Annotated in this window: 15 protein-coding genes and 1 tRNA gene; 12 read left to right on the top strand and 4 right to left on the bottom strand. The window is 33.6% G+C overall.

Annotated features, from left to right (window positions below):
* Nucleotides 1-302: 302 nt before the first annotated feature.
* Nucleotides 303-1,862: a proton-conducting transporter membrane subunit gene (locus ABWU56_RS01030; protein ID WP_353281617.1), complete on the top strand. Its 1,560-nt coding sequence runs from the start codon at nucleotides 303-305 to the stop codon at nucleotides 1,860-1,862.
* On the top strand, nucleotides 1,847-3,190 hold the full coding sequence (ffh, locus tag ABWU56_RS01025; protein WP_264374535.1) for a signal recognition particle protein: 1,344 nt from the start codon (nucleotides 1,847-1,849) through the stop codon (nucleotides 3,188-3,190). Before ABWU56_RS01030 ends, ffh begins: the two co-directional genes overlap by 16 nt.
* Nucleotides 3,191-3,449: 259 nt before the next feature.
* On the opposite strand, the gene ABWU56_RS01020 is transcribed toward ffh, so the two are convergent.
* Entirely contained in the window at nucleotides 3,450-4,151 is a 702-nt protein-coding gene (locus tag ABWU56_RS01020; protein ID WP_010405332.1) for an ABC transporter ATP-binding protein, read from the bottom strand.
* Complete coding sequence (locus tag ABWU56_RS01015) at nucleotides 4,144-4,926, bottom strand: MlaE family ABC transporter permease (protein WP_029237671.1); 783 nt, start codon at nucleotides 4,924-4,926, stop codon at nucleotides 4,144-4,146. The genes ABWU56_RS01020 and ABWU56_RS01015 overlap by 8 nt, the downstream gene beginning before the upstream one ends.
* A gap of 234 nt (nucleotides 4,927-5,160) precedes the next feature.
* Between ABWU56_RS01015 and rpmF the strand changes: the two genes are divergently transcribed.
* From rpmF to ABWU56_RS00995, 4 genes are all read left to right on the top strand, one after another.
* Complete coding sequence (rpmF, locus tag ABWU56_RS01010; protein ID WP_029237672.1) at nucleotides 5,161-5,343, top strand: 50S ribosomal protein L32; 183 nt, start codon at nucleotides 5,161-5,163, stop codon at nucleotides 5,341-5,343.
* Between the two features lie 8 nt (nucleotides 5,344-5,351).
* Nucleotides 5,352-6,389, top strand: a complete 1,038-nt coding sequence (plsX, locus tag ABWU56_RS01005; RefSeq protein ID WP_264682563.1) for a phosphate acyltransferase PlsX — start codon at nucleotides 5,352-5,354, stop codon at nucleotides 6,387-6,389.
* Nucleotides 6,382-7,338 (top strand): beta-ketoacyl-ACP synthase III, encoded by a 957-nt coding sequence (locus tag ABWU56_RS01000; protein ID WP_353281616.1) that lies wholly within the window; start codon nucleotides 6,382-6,384, stop codon nucleotides 7,336-7,338. The genes plsX and ABWU56_RS01000 overlap by 8 nt, the downstream gene beginning before the upstream one ends.
* 142 nt (nucleotides 7,339-7,480) lie before the next feature.
* Nucleotides 7,481-7,554 (top strand) — tRNA-Arg (locus tag ABWU56_RS00995).
* 8 nt (nucleotides 7,555-7,562) lie between these two features.
* On the opposite strand, the gene ABWU56_RS00990 is transcribed toward ABWU56_RS00995, so the two are convergent.
* Both ABWU56_RS00990 and ABWU56_RS00985 read right to left on the bottom strand, forming a co-directional pair.
* Entirely contained in the window at nucleotides 7,563-8,528 is a 966-nt protein-coding gene (locus ABWU56_RS00990; RefSeq protein ID WP_064085471.1) for a complex I NDUFA9 subunit family protein, read from the bottom strand.
* A 33-nt stretch (nucleotides 8,529-8,561) separates the two neighbouring features.
* Complete coding sequence (locus ABWU56_RS00985) at nucleotides 8,562-9,938, bottom strand: UDP-N-acetylmuramoyl-tripeptide--D-alanyl-D-alanine ligase (protein ID WP_264336529.1); 1,377 nt, start codon at nucleotides 9,936-9,938, stop codon at nucleotides 8,562-8,564.
* Between the two features lie 184 nt (nucleotides 9,939-10,122).
* Here ABWU56_RS00985 and ABWU56_RS00980 point away from each other — a divergent pair, with 184 nt between their 5' ends.
* The 6 genes from ABWU56_RS00980 to ABWU56_RS00955 are packed head-to-tail and all read left to right on the top strand — an operon-like array spanning nucleotide 10,123 to nucleotide 12,959.
* The gene (locus tag ABWU56_RS00980; protein WP_353281615.1) at nucleotides 10,123-10,857 is read left to right on the top strand and encodes a hypothetical protein; all 735 of its coding nucleotides are present in this window, start codon (nucleotides 10,123-10,125) and stop codon (nucleotides 10,855-10,857) included.
* 3 nt (nucleotides 10,858-10,860) lie between these two features.
* Complete coding sequence (locus ABWU56_RS00975; protein WP_010403548.1) at nucleotides 10,861-11,142, top strand: hypothetical protein; 282 nt, start codon at nucleotides 10,861-10,863, stop codon at nucleotides 11,140-11,142.
* A 6-nt stretch (nucleotides 11,143-11,148) separates the two neighbouring features.
* A complete protein-coding gene (locus tag ABWU56_RS00970; protein ID WP_006014413.1) occupies nucleotides 11,149-11,517 on the top strand; it encodes an HIT domain-containing protein in 369 nt (122 codons plus the stop codon).
* A gap of 17 nt (nucleotides 11,518-11,534) precedes the next feature.
* Nucleotides 11,535-11,888 (top strand): NADH-quinone oxidoreductase subunit A, encoded by a 354-nt coding sequence (locus ABWU56_RS00965; protein ID WP_006014410.1) that lies wholly within the window; start codon nucleotides 11,535-11,537, stop codon nucleotides 11,886-11,888.
* Nucleotides 11,879-12,382, top strand: a complete 504-nt coding sequence (locus tag ABWU56_RS00960) for a NuoB/complex I 20 kDa subunit family protein (protein WP_264330817.1) — start codon at nucleotides 11,879-11,881, stop codon at nucleotides 12,380-12,382. The genes ABWU56_RS00965 and ABWU56_RS00960 overlap by 10 nt, the downstream gene beginning before the upstream one ends.
* Before the next feature lies 1 nt (nucleotide 12,383).
* Nucleotides 12,384-12,959: an NADH-quinone oxidoreductase subunit C gene (locus tag ABWU56_RS00955; protein WP_353281614.1), complete on the top strand. Its 576-nt coding sequence runs from the start codon at nucleotides 12,384-12,386 to the stop codon at nucleotides 12,957-12,959.
* Nucleotides 12,960-12,961: the final 2 nt, after the last annotated feature.

The following is a 12,961-nucleotide window of genomic DNA, read 5'->3' as shown; positions in this document are numbered from 1 at the left end:
TCTGGATATTGAATTGATGCCAAATTTTATTTCAAAAAGTAAATAATTTACTAACGCTCGTGCACAAATTAAAAATAAATTATGCACGAGTGTAGCACTGTGAATTAGGAGTGCTATATTAAAGCTTACCTCACTATTAAAGCTATCGGTCAGATTAGATTAAAAACCTAATCTGACCGGTTTCTCTATAACCTTCTAAACCCTGATATAATTATATGGTAATTAGCTTAACTAGTGGTTAATATGCAAATTGATTTTATTTGTATGTTGAGGTAGCATAAACCATACTGTTTTACATCATTGTGCAACTTTATAAATTTTTATTGCTATTTCTGTTGACTACATTAATAGTGATAGTCCTAATATTACCTGAAAATTTAGGTACTACACTGAATTGCTCTCATCCAGTTCTAAATTTTGATTTATCTTTTCGTATCGTACTAATATCTTTTTTATCAGTTGCATTTTTAGCTGTTCTACCAACACAAAATTTGACTTTTTCAGAGATGCTATCTTTTTTTGCTTATACTACCTGCTCACTCTGTGCAATTTTATCCAAGCAGATAATGTTGGTTATAATATTCTTTGAATTAATGACCATCAGTGCATTTTTTATTATCGCAGCTAGCTGTAGAGATAGTGGATCTGCAATAAGGTACGCTTGTGTACACTTTTTGGTTGGAGTTATATTGACAGCAGGATTGGCACTTCAAAGCACTAACCTGATAATTTTGGGTTTATTGATAAACTGCGCTTGTTTTCCTTTTTCGTTTTGGGTTGTTGATGCATATCCTGCTGCATCACTACATGGCACTACATATCTCTCTTTATTTACCACTAAAGTCTCTTTTTTAGTGATGCTTTTACACACTTACACCCTATGGCAAGATTGTACTGAAATATTAGCACTTGTAGGCGCCATCACTGTAATTTACAGCATTATATTTGCTTCTCTTGAGCAAAATATTCGTAGATTTCTATGCTATAATGTTGTAGGACAAATGGGCTTGCTGATTATTGCAGGAGGTTTACTCAGCCCTTCGGAAAAGGCAACACCAATTTTGATGCTACACATAATTTTCTCTCTTGTTTATCAATCATTATTGTTTGTGGTTAGCAATGCGATTATTTCGCGGACAAAAACAATTAGTTTTAATGGAGTGGGTAAATTGATGTCAGTCGAAGGCATGTGTGCTATAATTGCGATATTCACAGTGGCTGCATTTCCTGGAACCGTTGGATTTATTAGCAAATCATACATTACAGCCGAGATTGAAGCAAGTGGTGCTAATTTAGAAGTGTATAAAAATTTATACAAGATTCTAAATTTACTGCTTTATTTAAGCGTGGGGCTCAAGTTTTTCTATTACATATTTATCGCTAAAAGCAAGTCCAAACCTTCAGAAGGGAAAGAAGGTAGAATAACAATGATTATTTTAGCATTCATATGTATAATTGCTGGCAACCCTTACTTGCCTATTTACAATAACCCTTCGATTTTCGATTTTGTGTACAACACAAAAAATATTTTGTCGCAATTTAATTTGTTATTATGTACCACTTTATTGTTTATTCCTTTACGCAAGTTATTTTACCCAAGAATAAATTTTAAAATGGATATTGATTGGATTTTTAGAGCTTTCGTACCCTATATTGTCTTGCTGTTCAATCAATTGGTCTTTAAAGTGAGAGAAATGTCTGCCAACGTACTGCAAAACTTGACTAATTCACTTACTAATTTATACTTTAATAATATTACTAAACTTAAAGAAGTGATAAGTTATAACTCAGTAAGTTTTGTTTCAGCTTCTTCTCTCTTTTTAATGAGTATTCTACTAATGCTATTATGTTTAAATCGTTAACTGAAAGTTTAAATTCTGTATTTAGTAAACTGAGAGGAAAGTCGATCATTTCTGAAGATGATTTTAATCTTGCCATGCGTGAAATACGTATAGCTTTAATTGAAGCTGACGTTTCACTTGAAGTTGCAAAAAAATTCATCAACGACATTAAAGATAAAGTGATTGGGGAAAAAGTCATAAAAAGTGTTTCTCCAGCACAAATGATAATTAAAATTGTGCAGGATAATTTAGTTGCAGTTCTCGGATCAGAGAAAAGTGACTTAAATCTAGCAGTTAAACCCCCTGCTGTGATTATGATGGTGGGCTTACAAGGTGCAGGTAAAACAACTACCTCAGGAAAGCTTGCTTTAAAGCTAAAAAAGCAAAAGAAAAAAGTGATGCTTGCCTCTTTAGACATTTATAGGCCGGCTGCCCAGAAACAACTTGAGGTGCTGGGTAAACAGATAGACGTACAAACTTTATCTATAGTAATAAATGAGGAGCCTATTGCAATTACAAAAAGGGCACTGGCAGCAGCAAAGAACGATAATTATGATGTATTAATACTAGACACCGCAGGCAGGCTTCATATTGACAATAATATGATGAATGAGTTGAAAGCCGTAAAGGAAATAGCTTCACCTGCAGAAGTTATTTTAGTAGCCGACGCAATGATAGGCCAGGATGCGGTCAACATTGCCAAATCATTCAATGAGGTAATAGGTGTAACCGGCATTATTCTCACCCGTGTTGATGGTGATGCACGTGGTGGTGCTGCTCTTTCTATGAAAATGATCACCGATTGTCCAATTAAATTTATTGCTTGTGGTGAAAAATTAAGTGACCTCGATGATTTTTATCCCGATAGAATTGCAAAAAGGATACTTAGCATGGGTGATGTTGTATCATTGGTTGAAAAAGCTGCTGAGATTGTTGGTCAGGAAGAAATTGATAAGTTACAAAAGAAAGTAAAAAAGGGTAAATTCGACCTAAACGACCTAGTGGGAATGTTAAAAACTCTGAGTAAAATGGATGGCATTAGCAACATAATGAAATTCATCCCTAGTTCATTCACAAAAAAGCTAAGTAGCAGTGTGCCAGACGACAATAAAGTGAAAAAATATATAGCCATCATAAACTCAATGACCGAAAAAGAAAGGCAAAATCCAGATATTTTAAATGGCAAAAGAAGACTTAGAATTTCTAAGGGGTCCGGAACAAGTGTAACTGACGTTAATCTTCTAATTAAGCAGTATAATCAAATGAGCTCTATGGTGAATAAATTCAGTAAAGTTGATCATAATAAACTCAAAGAATCTGATTTAATGGATATGCTGAGCAGAAAATAAATCAGCAGGTAGTAGAATGAAATAAAATCATCAGTTGTAATTGCTGTTGAGTAGTGAAGTAACAAATTCAATAAATTTCCGCAGTTGGAATTGGCATAATAATAAAAGTTGATATAAGTTACTTTAGCTATATTTAATGCGTTGTTTTATAGTTAACACACCATACCACCGTGGCACTACACTAGTAACAGAACGACAATTGTCAGTAGCTCAAGTTAGGGTAGATATGGCATTCACAATATCGTTTGTAAACCTATAGCTATATATAATGAATGAATTTTTTTATATATTCGTTATTAGTATTTTGTATTTCTTGGACAGTTCCGTGGTAGATAATATTCCCTTCGTATAATACTGCTATTTTATCAGCTATTTTAAATGCACTATGAATATCATGTGTAATCGTGATAATTGTAGGGTTAAAGTCTTTAGATAATTTTATTATTATCTCGTTTACCATATCTGACATAATTGGGTCCAATCCTGAAGTTGGCTCATCCAATACAATAATTTCTGGATTGTGCGCAATCGCCCTTGCAAGTGCTACTCTTTTTTTCATTCCGCCTGATAGCTCGATTGGAAACATATCTGCTATGCTTTCCTCCAGTCCAACATCATTTAACTTCTCGATTGCTAGCTGTTTTGCCTCCTTTTCGCTGATATTAAAGCGCTTTTTATAATTAAAAGATATATTTTCCCACACTGTAACGTAGTCAAATAAAGCAGAATTTTGAAATAAGACTCCAAATTTATTTTTGCTTTCACTATTTATTTTAATAGACCCTGAGTCTGGTTTTAGCAATCCAATGATTATTTTTGTTAATACAGATTTACCACTTCCTGAGCCGCCAAGTATGACTAATGATTCCCCCTTCGATATATTAAAACTTATGTTGTTTAATATCGTTCTATCATCAAAAGACAAGCTTAGGTTCAATATTGATATTATGGGGCTATACATGTATCAAAGTAATCAAGTAGTTTGCTAAAATGATCAATATGGACGAAAAAACAACAGTTGATGTTGTAGCAACACCTACTCCTCGTGCACCTTCTCTACAATGGTAACCGTAATAACAACTTGAAACAGAAATTATAGCCCCAAAAGCAGTCGCTTTCATTAGCCCAACAACAAAATCGTTTATATTAAAGAATTGAGCTGTATATTTTATGTATATATTTAAATTGTGGTTAAATTCAAAGACTGCGGTGACATACCCTCCAAATATTCCTATTAGATCTGCACATACTGTAAGTATTGGAAATACTATAACTGACGCTAGAATTCTTGGTGCAATTAAATATTTGAAAGGATTGATGTCCAAAGTTGTAAGTGCATCTATTTGTTCAGTGATGCGCATCGTGCCAATTTCTGCTGCAATTGAGGACCCAACCTTTCCTACCATTATTAAGCTAATCAAAACTGGCCCTAACTCTTTAATGATAGTGATCGTAACAAGCTTAGGTACTACTTGTTCTTGATTAATCAATAGACCACTTAAGCTACTTTGTAAAACTATCACCGCTCCTATAAAAACTCCAGTGAGCCCAACAATTGGTAAAGAGAAAAAGCCTATCTCTATAATTTGTTTTGCTACATTGCTAAAATAATACGGTGGCACAAAGCAGTGGTATAGAGATTGAATAAAAAACACAAATGCGTTACCAAGCCTCAACAGAAAGTTGATAAAGCATCTACCGATTATTCTAACACTGTTTACATCAAAGGAACTCACTTTGCATTTATCTTAGCTAAAAATTAGTTTTACTGATTTTATTAAAATTTTTATTAACTCTATCGCAGAGTATAGTCAAGATATATCTTAAGTTCAATATACTTTGATCAAAATGCTTGAGTTTAAGTTCATAAGACTGAATTGTATAAGAAAACCTTACTTATTTCGCTATTTACTTCTTGTAAAAAACATGCTACTAATAAATTGTGTTATATAATTGAATTGGAGTAAGTTTTGGCAGTTCCGAAGAGAAAAAAGTCAAAGTCAAGGCGTAATATGCATCGTTCTCATCATACTATTAAGCCTAAGAATATTGTGGTATGTGCAACAACTGGAGAATTCATGTTGCCTCACAACATAGCAGTTGACAATAGTTACAAAGGAAAACGTGTTTTCATTAAACAAAAGGCGGAGTAACTCATGATATGTTACCCACGGTCAACAACAACATAGTTATCGCACTTGATGCTATGGGAGGGGATTTTGCACCTCTTTCCGTAATTCAGGGTGCTAGTTTTTTCTTGGATAATCTTGTTGATCCAGGTGTTGAAGTTTTTTTTCATATTTATGGAGATCAGAAAGAAATATCTCCTTTGCTTTCAAAATACAAAAAAGTAATCGATAACTCCGAATTTACCCATTGCTCTGATAATGTTCTTCCAAATGATAAACCCTCTTTTGCACTGAAACATCGCAAAGATTCAAGTATGAAGGCAGCTGTTGAAGCAGTGAAAAAAGGTAAAGCTTTTGGAATGGTGTCTTCAGGCAACACTGGAGCATTGATGGCTATCTCCAGATTTATTTTAGGAACATTACCCAATATCTATCGTCCTGCTATTGCATCTGTCTGTCCAACTAAGACAAAAAGCTTTGCATTGCTTGATCTTGGTGCAAATGTTGACTGTAATACTGACTCATTATTTCAATTTGCATTAATGGGGAGTATATTTGCAAAAATAGCATTAAAAGTTGAAAATCCTGAAGTCGCTTTGCTAAACATTGGTACAGAAGAAGTGAAAGGTACTGACTCAGTAAGAGGAGCTTTTGAGTTACTCAAAAATGCTCCAAGTATTAACTTCAAAGGATATATAGAGGCAAGTGAATTTTTAGATGGTAATATAGACGTAATTGTTGCTGATGGTTTTGTTGGTAATGTAATGCTCAAGACAGCTGAGGCAACTGCTGGTACTTTTATCAGTCTAATAAAACAGGAAGTATTTAATTCATGGATGACAAAAATGCTTGTCGGCATATTGTTGAAATCCAAGCTAAATAAAGCATTAGAGCGTTTTAATCCTAAAATTAGAAGTGGAGCTATGTTTTTAGGGCTAAATGGTATCATTATAAAGAGCCACGGAAATTCTGATGCTATTTCTTTTGCTCACGCTATAAAATTTGCAGTAAATGCAATCAGTGAAAATTTAAACCAGAAGATAATTAACGGGGTAAGTCATATTGAATAAAAGTTTCATATTGAGCACTGGTTCTTACCTACCAAAAAAAATTTTGAGTAATAACGAAATTGCATCGATAGTTAAAACAAACGATGAATGGATAAGGCAAAGAACAGGAATAGTTCAAAGACATATAGCAGATGAAGGAGAACTAACGTCAGATTTAGCTGTTAATGCAGCGAAAAATGCTATAGAAAAAGCGAAAATTTCAATAGATGAAATTGGTTTGATCATAGTTGCAACAACAACACCTGACAAAACTTTTCCTAGCTGTGCAACGATTATACAAAGTAAATTAAAGTGTAAAAACGCATTTGCTTTTGATGTACAGGCAGCATGCTCTGGTTTTATATATGCAGTTACAGTTGCTGATTCACTTATAAAGTCTAACGATAGAATTAAATACGCGCTTGTTATTGGTGCTGAAATAATGTCTAGGATTGTTGATTGGGAAGATAGGTCAACTTGTATACTCTTTGGTGATGGTGCTGGTGCAGTGATAATGAAATCAGAAATGAGTAGCAGTAGCATTATATCAACAAACTTACACTCTGATGGCAATGTGGACTTATTATGTACAAACGGAGGAATATCCTCTACTCGTGATTCTGGAAAGATACTTATGAATGGAAGAGAAGTGTTTAAACATGCAGTAGAGAAATTAACAGCCTCAGTAGAGGAAACTCTAAAATGCAATAGTTTGAAGATTACTGATATTGACTGGTTAATTCCCCATCAAGCAAACATTCGCATTATTGAAGCAGTAGTAAAGAAATTAGATTTTCCTATAGAAAAAGTAATTAATACAGTTGATAAGCATGCAAACACCTCAGCAGCGTCAATTCCACTAGCCTTAGACTATGCAGTACAAGAATCAAAAATAAAGTCAGGAAATCTGATATTGCTGATTTCAATAGGTGCAGGTTTAGCCTGGGGTTCTGTGTTACTGCGCTATTAGACTTCCTATTACCCACGCTTCTTTTTTCTCAATTTTATCGTTACATGCTGTACTGACAAAGTTTTGAGATATTATCACAAACATTATATTCACAAGAAATACTTGACTTCACGTGTACTAAGAAGCATTTTATATATGATGTGTGCCCGTAGCTCAGTTGGATAGAGCAACAGCCTTCTAAGCTGTGGGTCGTAGGTTCGAATCCTACCGGGCACATTCTTCTATCAATGCTTTCTATAAATTTTCAAGTATTCTGGTACCACATTTTCAATTGCTAGTGGTCTAATTTTCATTGTTTCGAGATCATCTGACTTTTCGATTGAACTACTCATCATAACTTTCACCTGATCTCGAGTAAGTATAGGGCTTGCATCTCCAGTTATAGGTTTTAACAGCACAGAAACAACTTTACTTTCTAAGAAAAAGGCTATCAATCTTGCCATTGGAAAAGGTACATTGATCAGTAGACACTTTCTGTTAGTCACATTCAGAATAAACTTTAATAAGCTTTTAAAAGAGTAAACTTTTGATCCACCTATATTATAAATTTTTTTATCTTGCTTATTAAAGCTGATAATACGGTATACCACTTCAGCTAAGTTTGTTACACATATCGGCTGAAACTTCGTTATTCCACTACCGATCAACGGCAAAAAAGGAAGAATTGTTGCTAATCTTGCAAATTTATTAAAGAAATTATCTTCTTTACCAAATACAAGACTGGGCTTAATTATCATTGCTCCTTGAAACGCCGAAGCTACAGCTTTCTCACCTTTCAATTTACTTTGGGCATATTTTGATAACTTATCATTTTCTATTCCCATGGCAGAAAAATGTATCATCATGGATACATTTTTTATTTGCGCAGCTTTTGCTATTCTTTCAGCTATTCCAACATGAACTGTATAGAAATCGTATTTTCTTTTTTCATATAATATTCCTACTAAGTTTATAACAACATCACACCCCTCCATACTTTCTAAAATTGATTTTTCATTAAAAAAATCTCCTTCAAGTATTGATATTTGCCCTAAGTTGCCACATAACTTTAGACAAGCAGCTTTTTCCTGATCACGAGTAAATATTCTTATTAAATACCCCGCCGCTGCCAAGCGTCTTACGATGTGTTTTCCTATAAATCCCGTTCCACCAAAAATAACTATACGTTTTATCACAGTTAAAACTTCCAATAACTTAACTTTAAATTAATACAATAGTTTTATTTAATATTCTATTGTGAATTCCTGCACTATAAGGTCCATTCTCATTCCATGAGAACCTTTAACTAAAATTACATCATTACCTTGAACAATATTAGCTAAATTACTTTTCAATTGGTTAGAATCATCGAAATGCATGCCTTTTATATTCTCCGGTAAAAGTTTATTCAATTCTAACATAAATTTACCAACTGTATGAACTTTATTCACATTTTGTTCTACTATAGAGTCAAGCAATTCTGTATGAAATACTATGCTTTCATTACCAAGTTCTAACATATCGCCGAGTAGTGCCACTTTTCTTAAATTAGAATATGTACCTAAAGTTCTTATTGCAGCCTTCATTGAAGTAGGGTTAGCATTATAGGAGTCGTTAATCAAATGTACTAATTTTCCATTGTATTTAGCTTGATGAACATTACCTCTACCTTCTGTTACAGTAAAATTCTCAAGTGCTAGTGGTAATTTCGATAAATCAAGTCCTAGACTTTGCACAACTGCTGTCACAACTAATGCAGAGTATGTAAAATGCTCACCCCGCAAACGTAAATTACAGTTTATAATTTGACCGTTGTGCGGTTTAATTTTTAAATTTATACCGCTATCGTTTCTTATTAGGTCTAACAAACGAACAGTAGCACTTTCATTCTTACCAAAGCTCACTACATTTCTGTCAGCATTTGATAAAAGATAATCATAATGTTTATTATCCTTGTTCAAAATCAAAGTACCATTATTTTTCATACCACATAGGACTTCTAACTTCGCTTGCGCAATATCAAGTAGAGATGAAAAATTTTCAACATGCGCAGGTTCGATGTTGGTAATAACTGCAATATCCGGATTGCTAATCTTCGATAGCTCTTTTATCTCACCAGCTCTATTCATTCCCATTTCAAGGATTAAGTACTGGCAGTTTTTTGGGACTTTTAGAATAGTAAAAGGTAATCCTATATTATTATTCAAGTTATCTTTGTTTGCATAAGACGCTCCATATTGCGATAGAACAGTGTGCAGCATGTCCTTTGTAGTCGTTTTCCCGACACTACCTGTAATTGTAATAACTTTAGCATTAACAAGAACATTTCTAATGTAATATGATGCCATATTATGCAAAGCTTTTAGAGTATCTTGCACAATAATTAGAGGAAAATTTCTATATTTATCTTCGCTTACTACCGCAGCAACAGCTCCTTTTAAAAATGCTTCATGTAGAAAATCATGCCCATCAAATTTCTTTCCCTTGAGAGCAATAAATAAATCGCCTTTTTTTATGCTTCTTGTATCCGTTGAAATATTTGAGCTATATACCGAATTACAAACACCCTCCCCTCTTCCGCCAGTAGCATCGATAATATTATTTGCGTTCCATTTTAACATAATTTATCTTTAAAGGTAATTTGAACAAGAAAAGCAGCAAAAATACTACATACTTTGGTAATGTACAAATAATGATTGCTATCTCTATAATTTCATCTTATAATAGATATACAAGCTTAAATATTTTCGTCTATAATTGGGTGTATTTTACTATCTGATTGTAGAAAGTGACTTGGAGGTATGTATGGCAAAAGATGAGTCAAATAAAAAGTCTATTTTGGCTAAGATAAAAGGCGTGTTTTTTCTTGTGCCTAAAGCACTTATTTATCCTATAAAGAAACCGTTTGCTTCAATTGATGAAATGAAGCATGATGCTAAAGTTTCATTAAAAAAGGCTGTGAGTGATGTACCTAAAGAAGAAGAGAAATATGACCCACCTATAAAAACCACAGAAGCTAGTAAGTACCTTGGCATACAAATAACAAAACAAGAAAAAGGTAAGGTAAGTTTTTTAGCGTCAAGAACTTTAACGGGGGATATACCTTACTTGAGTCCAGAGAAATTAGATAAAATAAGGAAAGATCTGCCAAATATAACTATTTTTAGAGAAGAAAACAAAATTGTAATTGAAGTTGATGTTGAGAAGATTATCCAAGAAATAAAAGATAAAAATCCAGGTATAGACGAAAAAGTAATGAAAAAGTACGCTCTTGAAGGAATTTATAATAAAATTGATTATGATCTCAAAAATTTGGCAAAAATTACTGGTGGAGAGTTTAAAGTTCACACAGACCGAAAGTTGTTGTATGATATTGCAGAAAAGTTGTATAGTGGATACGATAGTAAAAAGCAACAGTCACAAGAAGTTATAAGGTATATAGGTAAAGAAAAGTCATCAGAGAAAATTTTAAATAATTGGCAAAAAGCTATTAAACAAGATTTTGAAAGTTGCGAAAGCATAAGAGGTAGGGGGAAATAAATTATGGAGAGTGTTATGAAAGAAGTTAAAATAGAGGAAAGGTATCATAGCCTAACTGTTCCTGGAGATATGTATCATTTACAACCAGAAGTTATTGCTGCAAGAAGGGCAAAAAGAATAGAAACGTTTTCAAAAAGACACCAAATGGACTATGGGTCAGTTTTGCGTGGACAAGATATACAGCTAAAAGACGTTTCAAGTCTTGAAGATGCTTCTAGCGAAGCAGCAATAAGCCCACCTTCTACACCAAATCATAAGCAAAATAGAAGAGGACCAGGAATTTAATAAAGTATGGGTAGTACAGCTTATGATGACACTAATATTTTTGCTAAGATATTAAGAGGTGAGTTGTCTTATGAGGAAATACATAAAAATGAAAATGTGCTAGCTTTTCGTGATAAGTATCCTGATGCACCAGTTCATATTCTAGTTATACCAAAAGCTCAATACGTTTCATACGATGATTTTGTTCTGAAAGCTTCCGAAGAGGAAATAGTAAGTTTTTTTAAAACTGTTAGAGAAATAGCACATAAATATAACTTAGAAAAAACAGGATATAGATTAGTTACTAATCACGGTAAAGATGGAGAGCAAGTTATACCGCACTTTCACATACATATTTTAGGTGGTAAAAGATTAGGAAAGCATGTAAATTCATAGTGTTATATGTTTTTTAAATGAGTGAATATTTAACCATATTAATTTTTATCTGTGTATCAATTGTAGTATCCTTTACTTTAGGTGTATTACCTATGTTTCTTGCAGTCAGTAACCCAGATGGTGAAAAGCTTTCTACATATGAGTGTGGCTTTAATCCTTTATCAAGAGCCAGAAAAAGTTTCGACATAAAATTTTACTTAGTTGCAATATTGTTCATAATATTCGATTTAGAAATTGCTTTTCTTTTCCCTTGGGCCGTTTCTTTATCTAAAATAAGCTATTGCGGATTTTGGTCTATGATGATATTCCTTGCAATACTTACTATAGGCTTTATTTATGAGTGGTGTAAAGGTGCGTTGGAATGGAAGTAAATTTATCTAATGGCGACTGGAATCGTTACAAAAAAGAAGGTTTTCTTATCACTAAATTTGGCGATTTAATAGATTATATAATGAACTGGGCAAGGTCTGGTTCATTATGGCCAATGACATTTGGTCTTGCATGTTGCGCAGTAGAGATGATGCACACTGCATCCAGTCGTTATGATCTTGATAGATATGGCATAATCTTTCGTGCAAGCCCAAGGCAAGCAGATGTTATGATTGTTGCTGGCACGTTAACTAATAAAATGGCAGCAGCATTGCGTAAAGTTTATGATCAAATGGCAGATCCCAAATACGTCGTTTCTATGGGAAGTTGTGCAAATGGCGGTGGCTATTATCATTATTCTTACTCAGTAGTCCGTGGTTGCGATAGAATTGTGCCAGTTGATGTGTATGTTCCTGGATGCCCTCCAACTGCTGAGGCGTTGCTATATGGAATGCTATGTCTACAAAATAAAATAAAACGAACTAAAAATATATAGCATGGATAAAACTGCAAAATACATACAAAAAAAGACTAAATGTGAATGTATTCAGAAAAATGATGGCACTATTGTAATATATTCAGCTTTGAATGACATTGAAAATCACTTACTCTTTCTACGTGATGATGAAAAGTGTAGGCTTGAATTATTAGTTGACGTTTTTGGAGTTGATTACCCAGATAGAGAAAAACGTTTCGAGCTAATATACAATTTGCTCAGCGTTGTACACAATATCAGAGTGCACATAAAGCTTCAGTTATGTGAAGGTGATATACCTCTAAGTGTAGCAAATATATTTAACGCAGCTTCGTGGTTTGAGCGTGAAGTATTTGATATGTATGGAATAGAGTTTTCTGATCACCCAGATTTACGTAGGATTTTAACGGATTATGGATTCAAAGGTCATCCAATGTTAAAAGATTTTCCTCTCACTGGCTACGAGGAAGTAAGATACGATATAGAGGCAAAAAAGGTTGTATATAATCCTATAGACTTACCACAAGATTTTCGTATGTTTGACAGCTTATCCCCTTGGGAAGGTAGTAAAGCCACAAAAGTAAATATAAAGGAGTAGAA

Source organism: Wolbachia endosymbiont (group B) of Horisme vitalbata (assembly GCF_964028625.1).
Taxonomy (GTDB): Bacteria; Pseudomonadota; Alphaproteobacteria; order Rickettsiales; family Anaplasmataceae; genus Wolbachia.
Note: the sequence above shows the minus strand (reverse complement) of the source record. Positions and strands in the feature narration are given on the sequence as shown.

Bases quoted from the DNA above. Each gene is read 5' to 3' on its own strand.
- ffh (WP_264374535.1), top strand. From the start codon at position 1,847: ATGTTTAAATCGTTAACTGAAAGTTTAAATTCTGTATTTAGTAAACTG.
- ABWU56_RS00975 (WP_010403548.1), top strand. From the start codon at position 10,861: ATGGAGAGTGTTATGAAAGAAGTTAAAATAGAGGAAAGGTATCATAGC.
- ABWU56_RS00980 (WP_353281615.1), top strand. From the start codon at position 10,123: ATGGCAAAAGATGAGTCAAATAAAAAGTCTATTTTGGCTAAGATAAAA.
- plsX (WP_264682563.1), top strand. From the start codon at position 5,352: ATGTTACCCACGGTCAACAACAACATAGTTATCGCACTTGATGCTATG.
- ABWU56_RS00960 (WP_264330817.1), top strand. From the start codon at position 11,879: ATGGAAGTAAATTTATCTAATGGCGACTGGAATCGTTACAAAAAAGAA.
- ABWU56_RS00985 (WP_264336529.1), bottom strand. From the start codon at position 9,938: ATGTTAAAATGGAACGCAAATAATATTATCGATGCTACTGGCGGAAGA.
- ABWU56_RS00970 (WP_006014413.1), top strand. From the start codon at position 11,149: ATGGGTAGTACAGCTTATGATGACACTAATATTTTTGCTAAGATATTA.
- ABWU56_RS00955 (WP_353281614.1), top strand. From the start codon at position 12,384: ATGGATAAAACTGCAAAATACATACAAAAAAAGACTAAATGTGAATGT.
- ABWU56_RS01020 (WP_010405332.1), bottom strand. From the start codon at position 4,151: ATGTATAGCCCCATAATATCAATATTGAACCTAAGCTTGTCTTTTGAT.
- ABWU56_RS00965 (WP_006014410.1), top strand. From the start codon at position 11,535: ATGAGTGAATATTTAACCATATTAATTTTTATCTGTGTATCAATTGTA.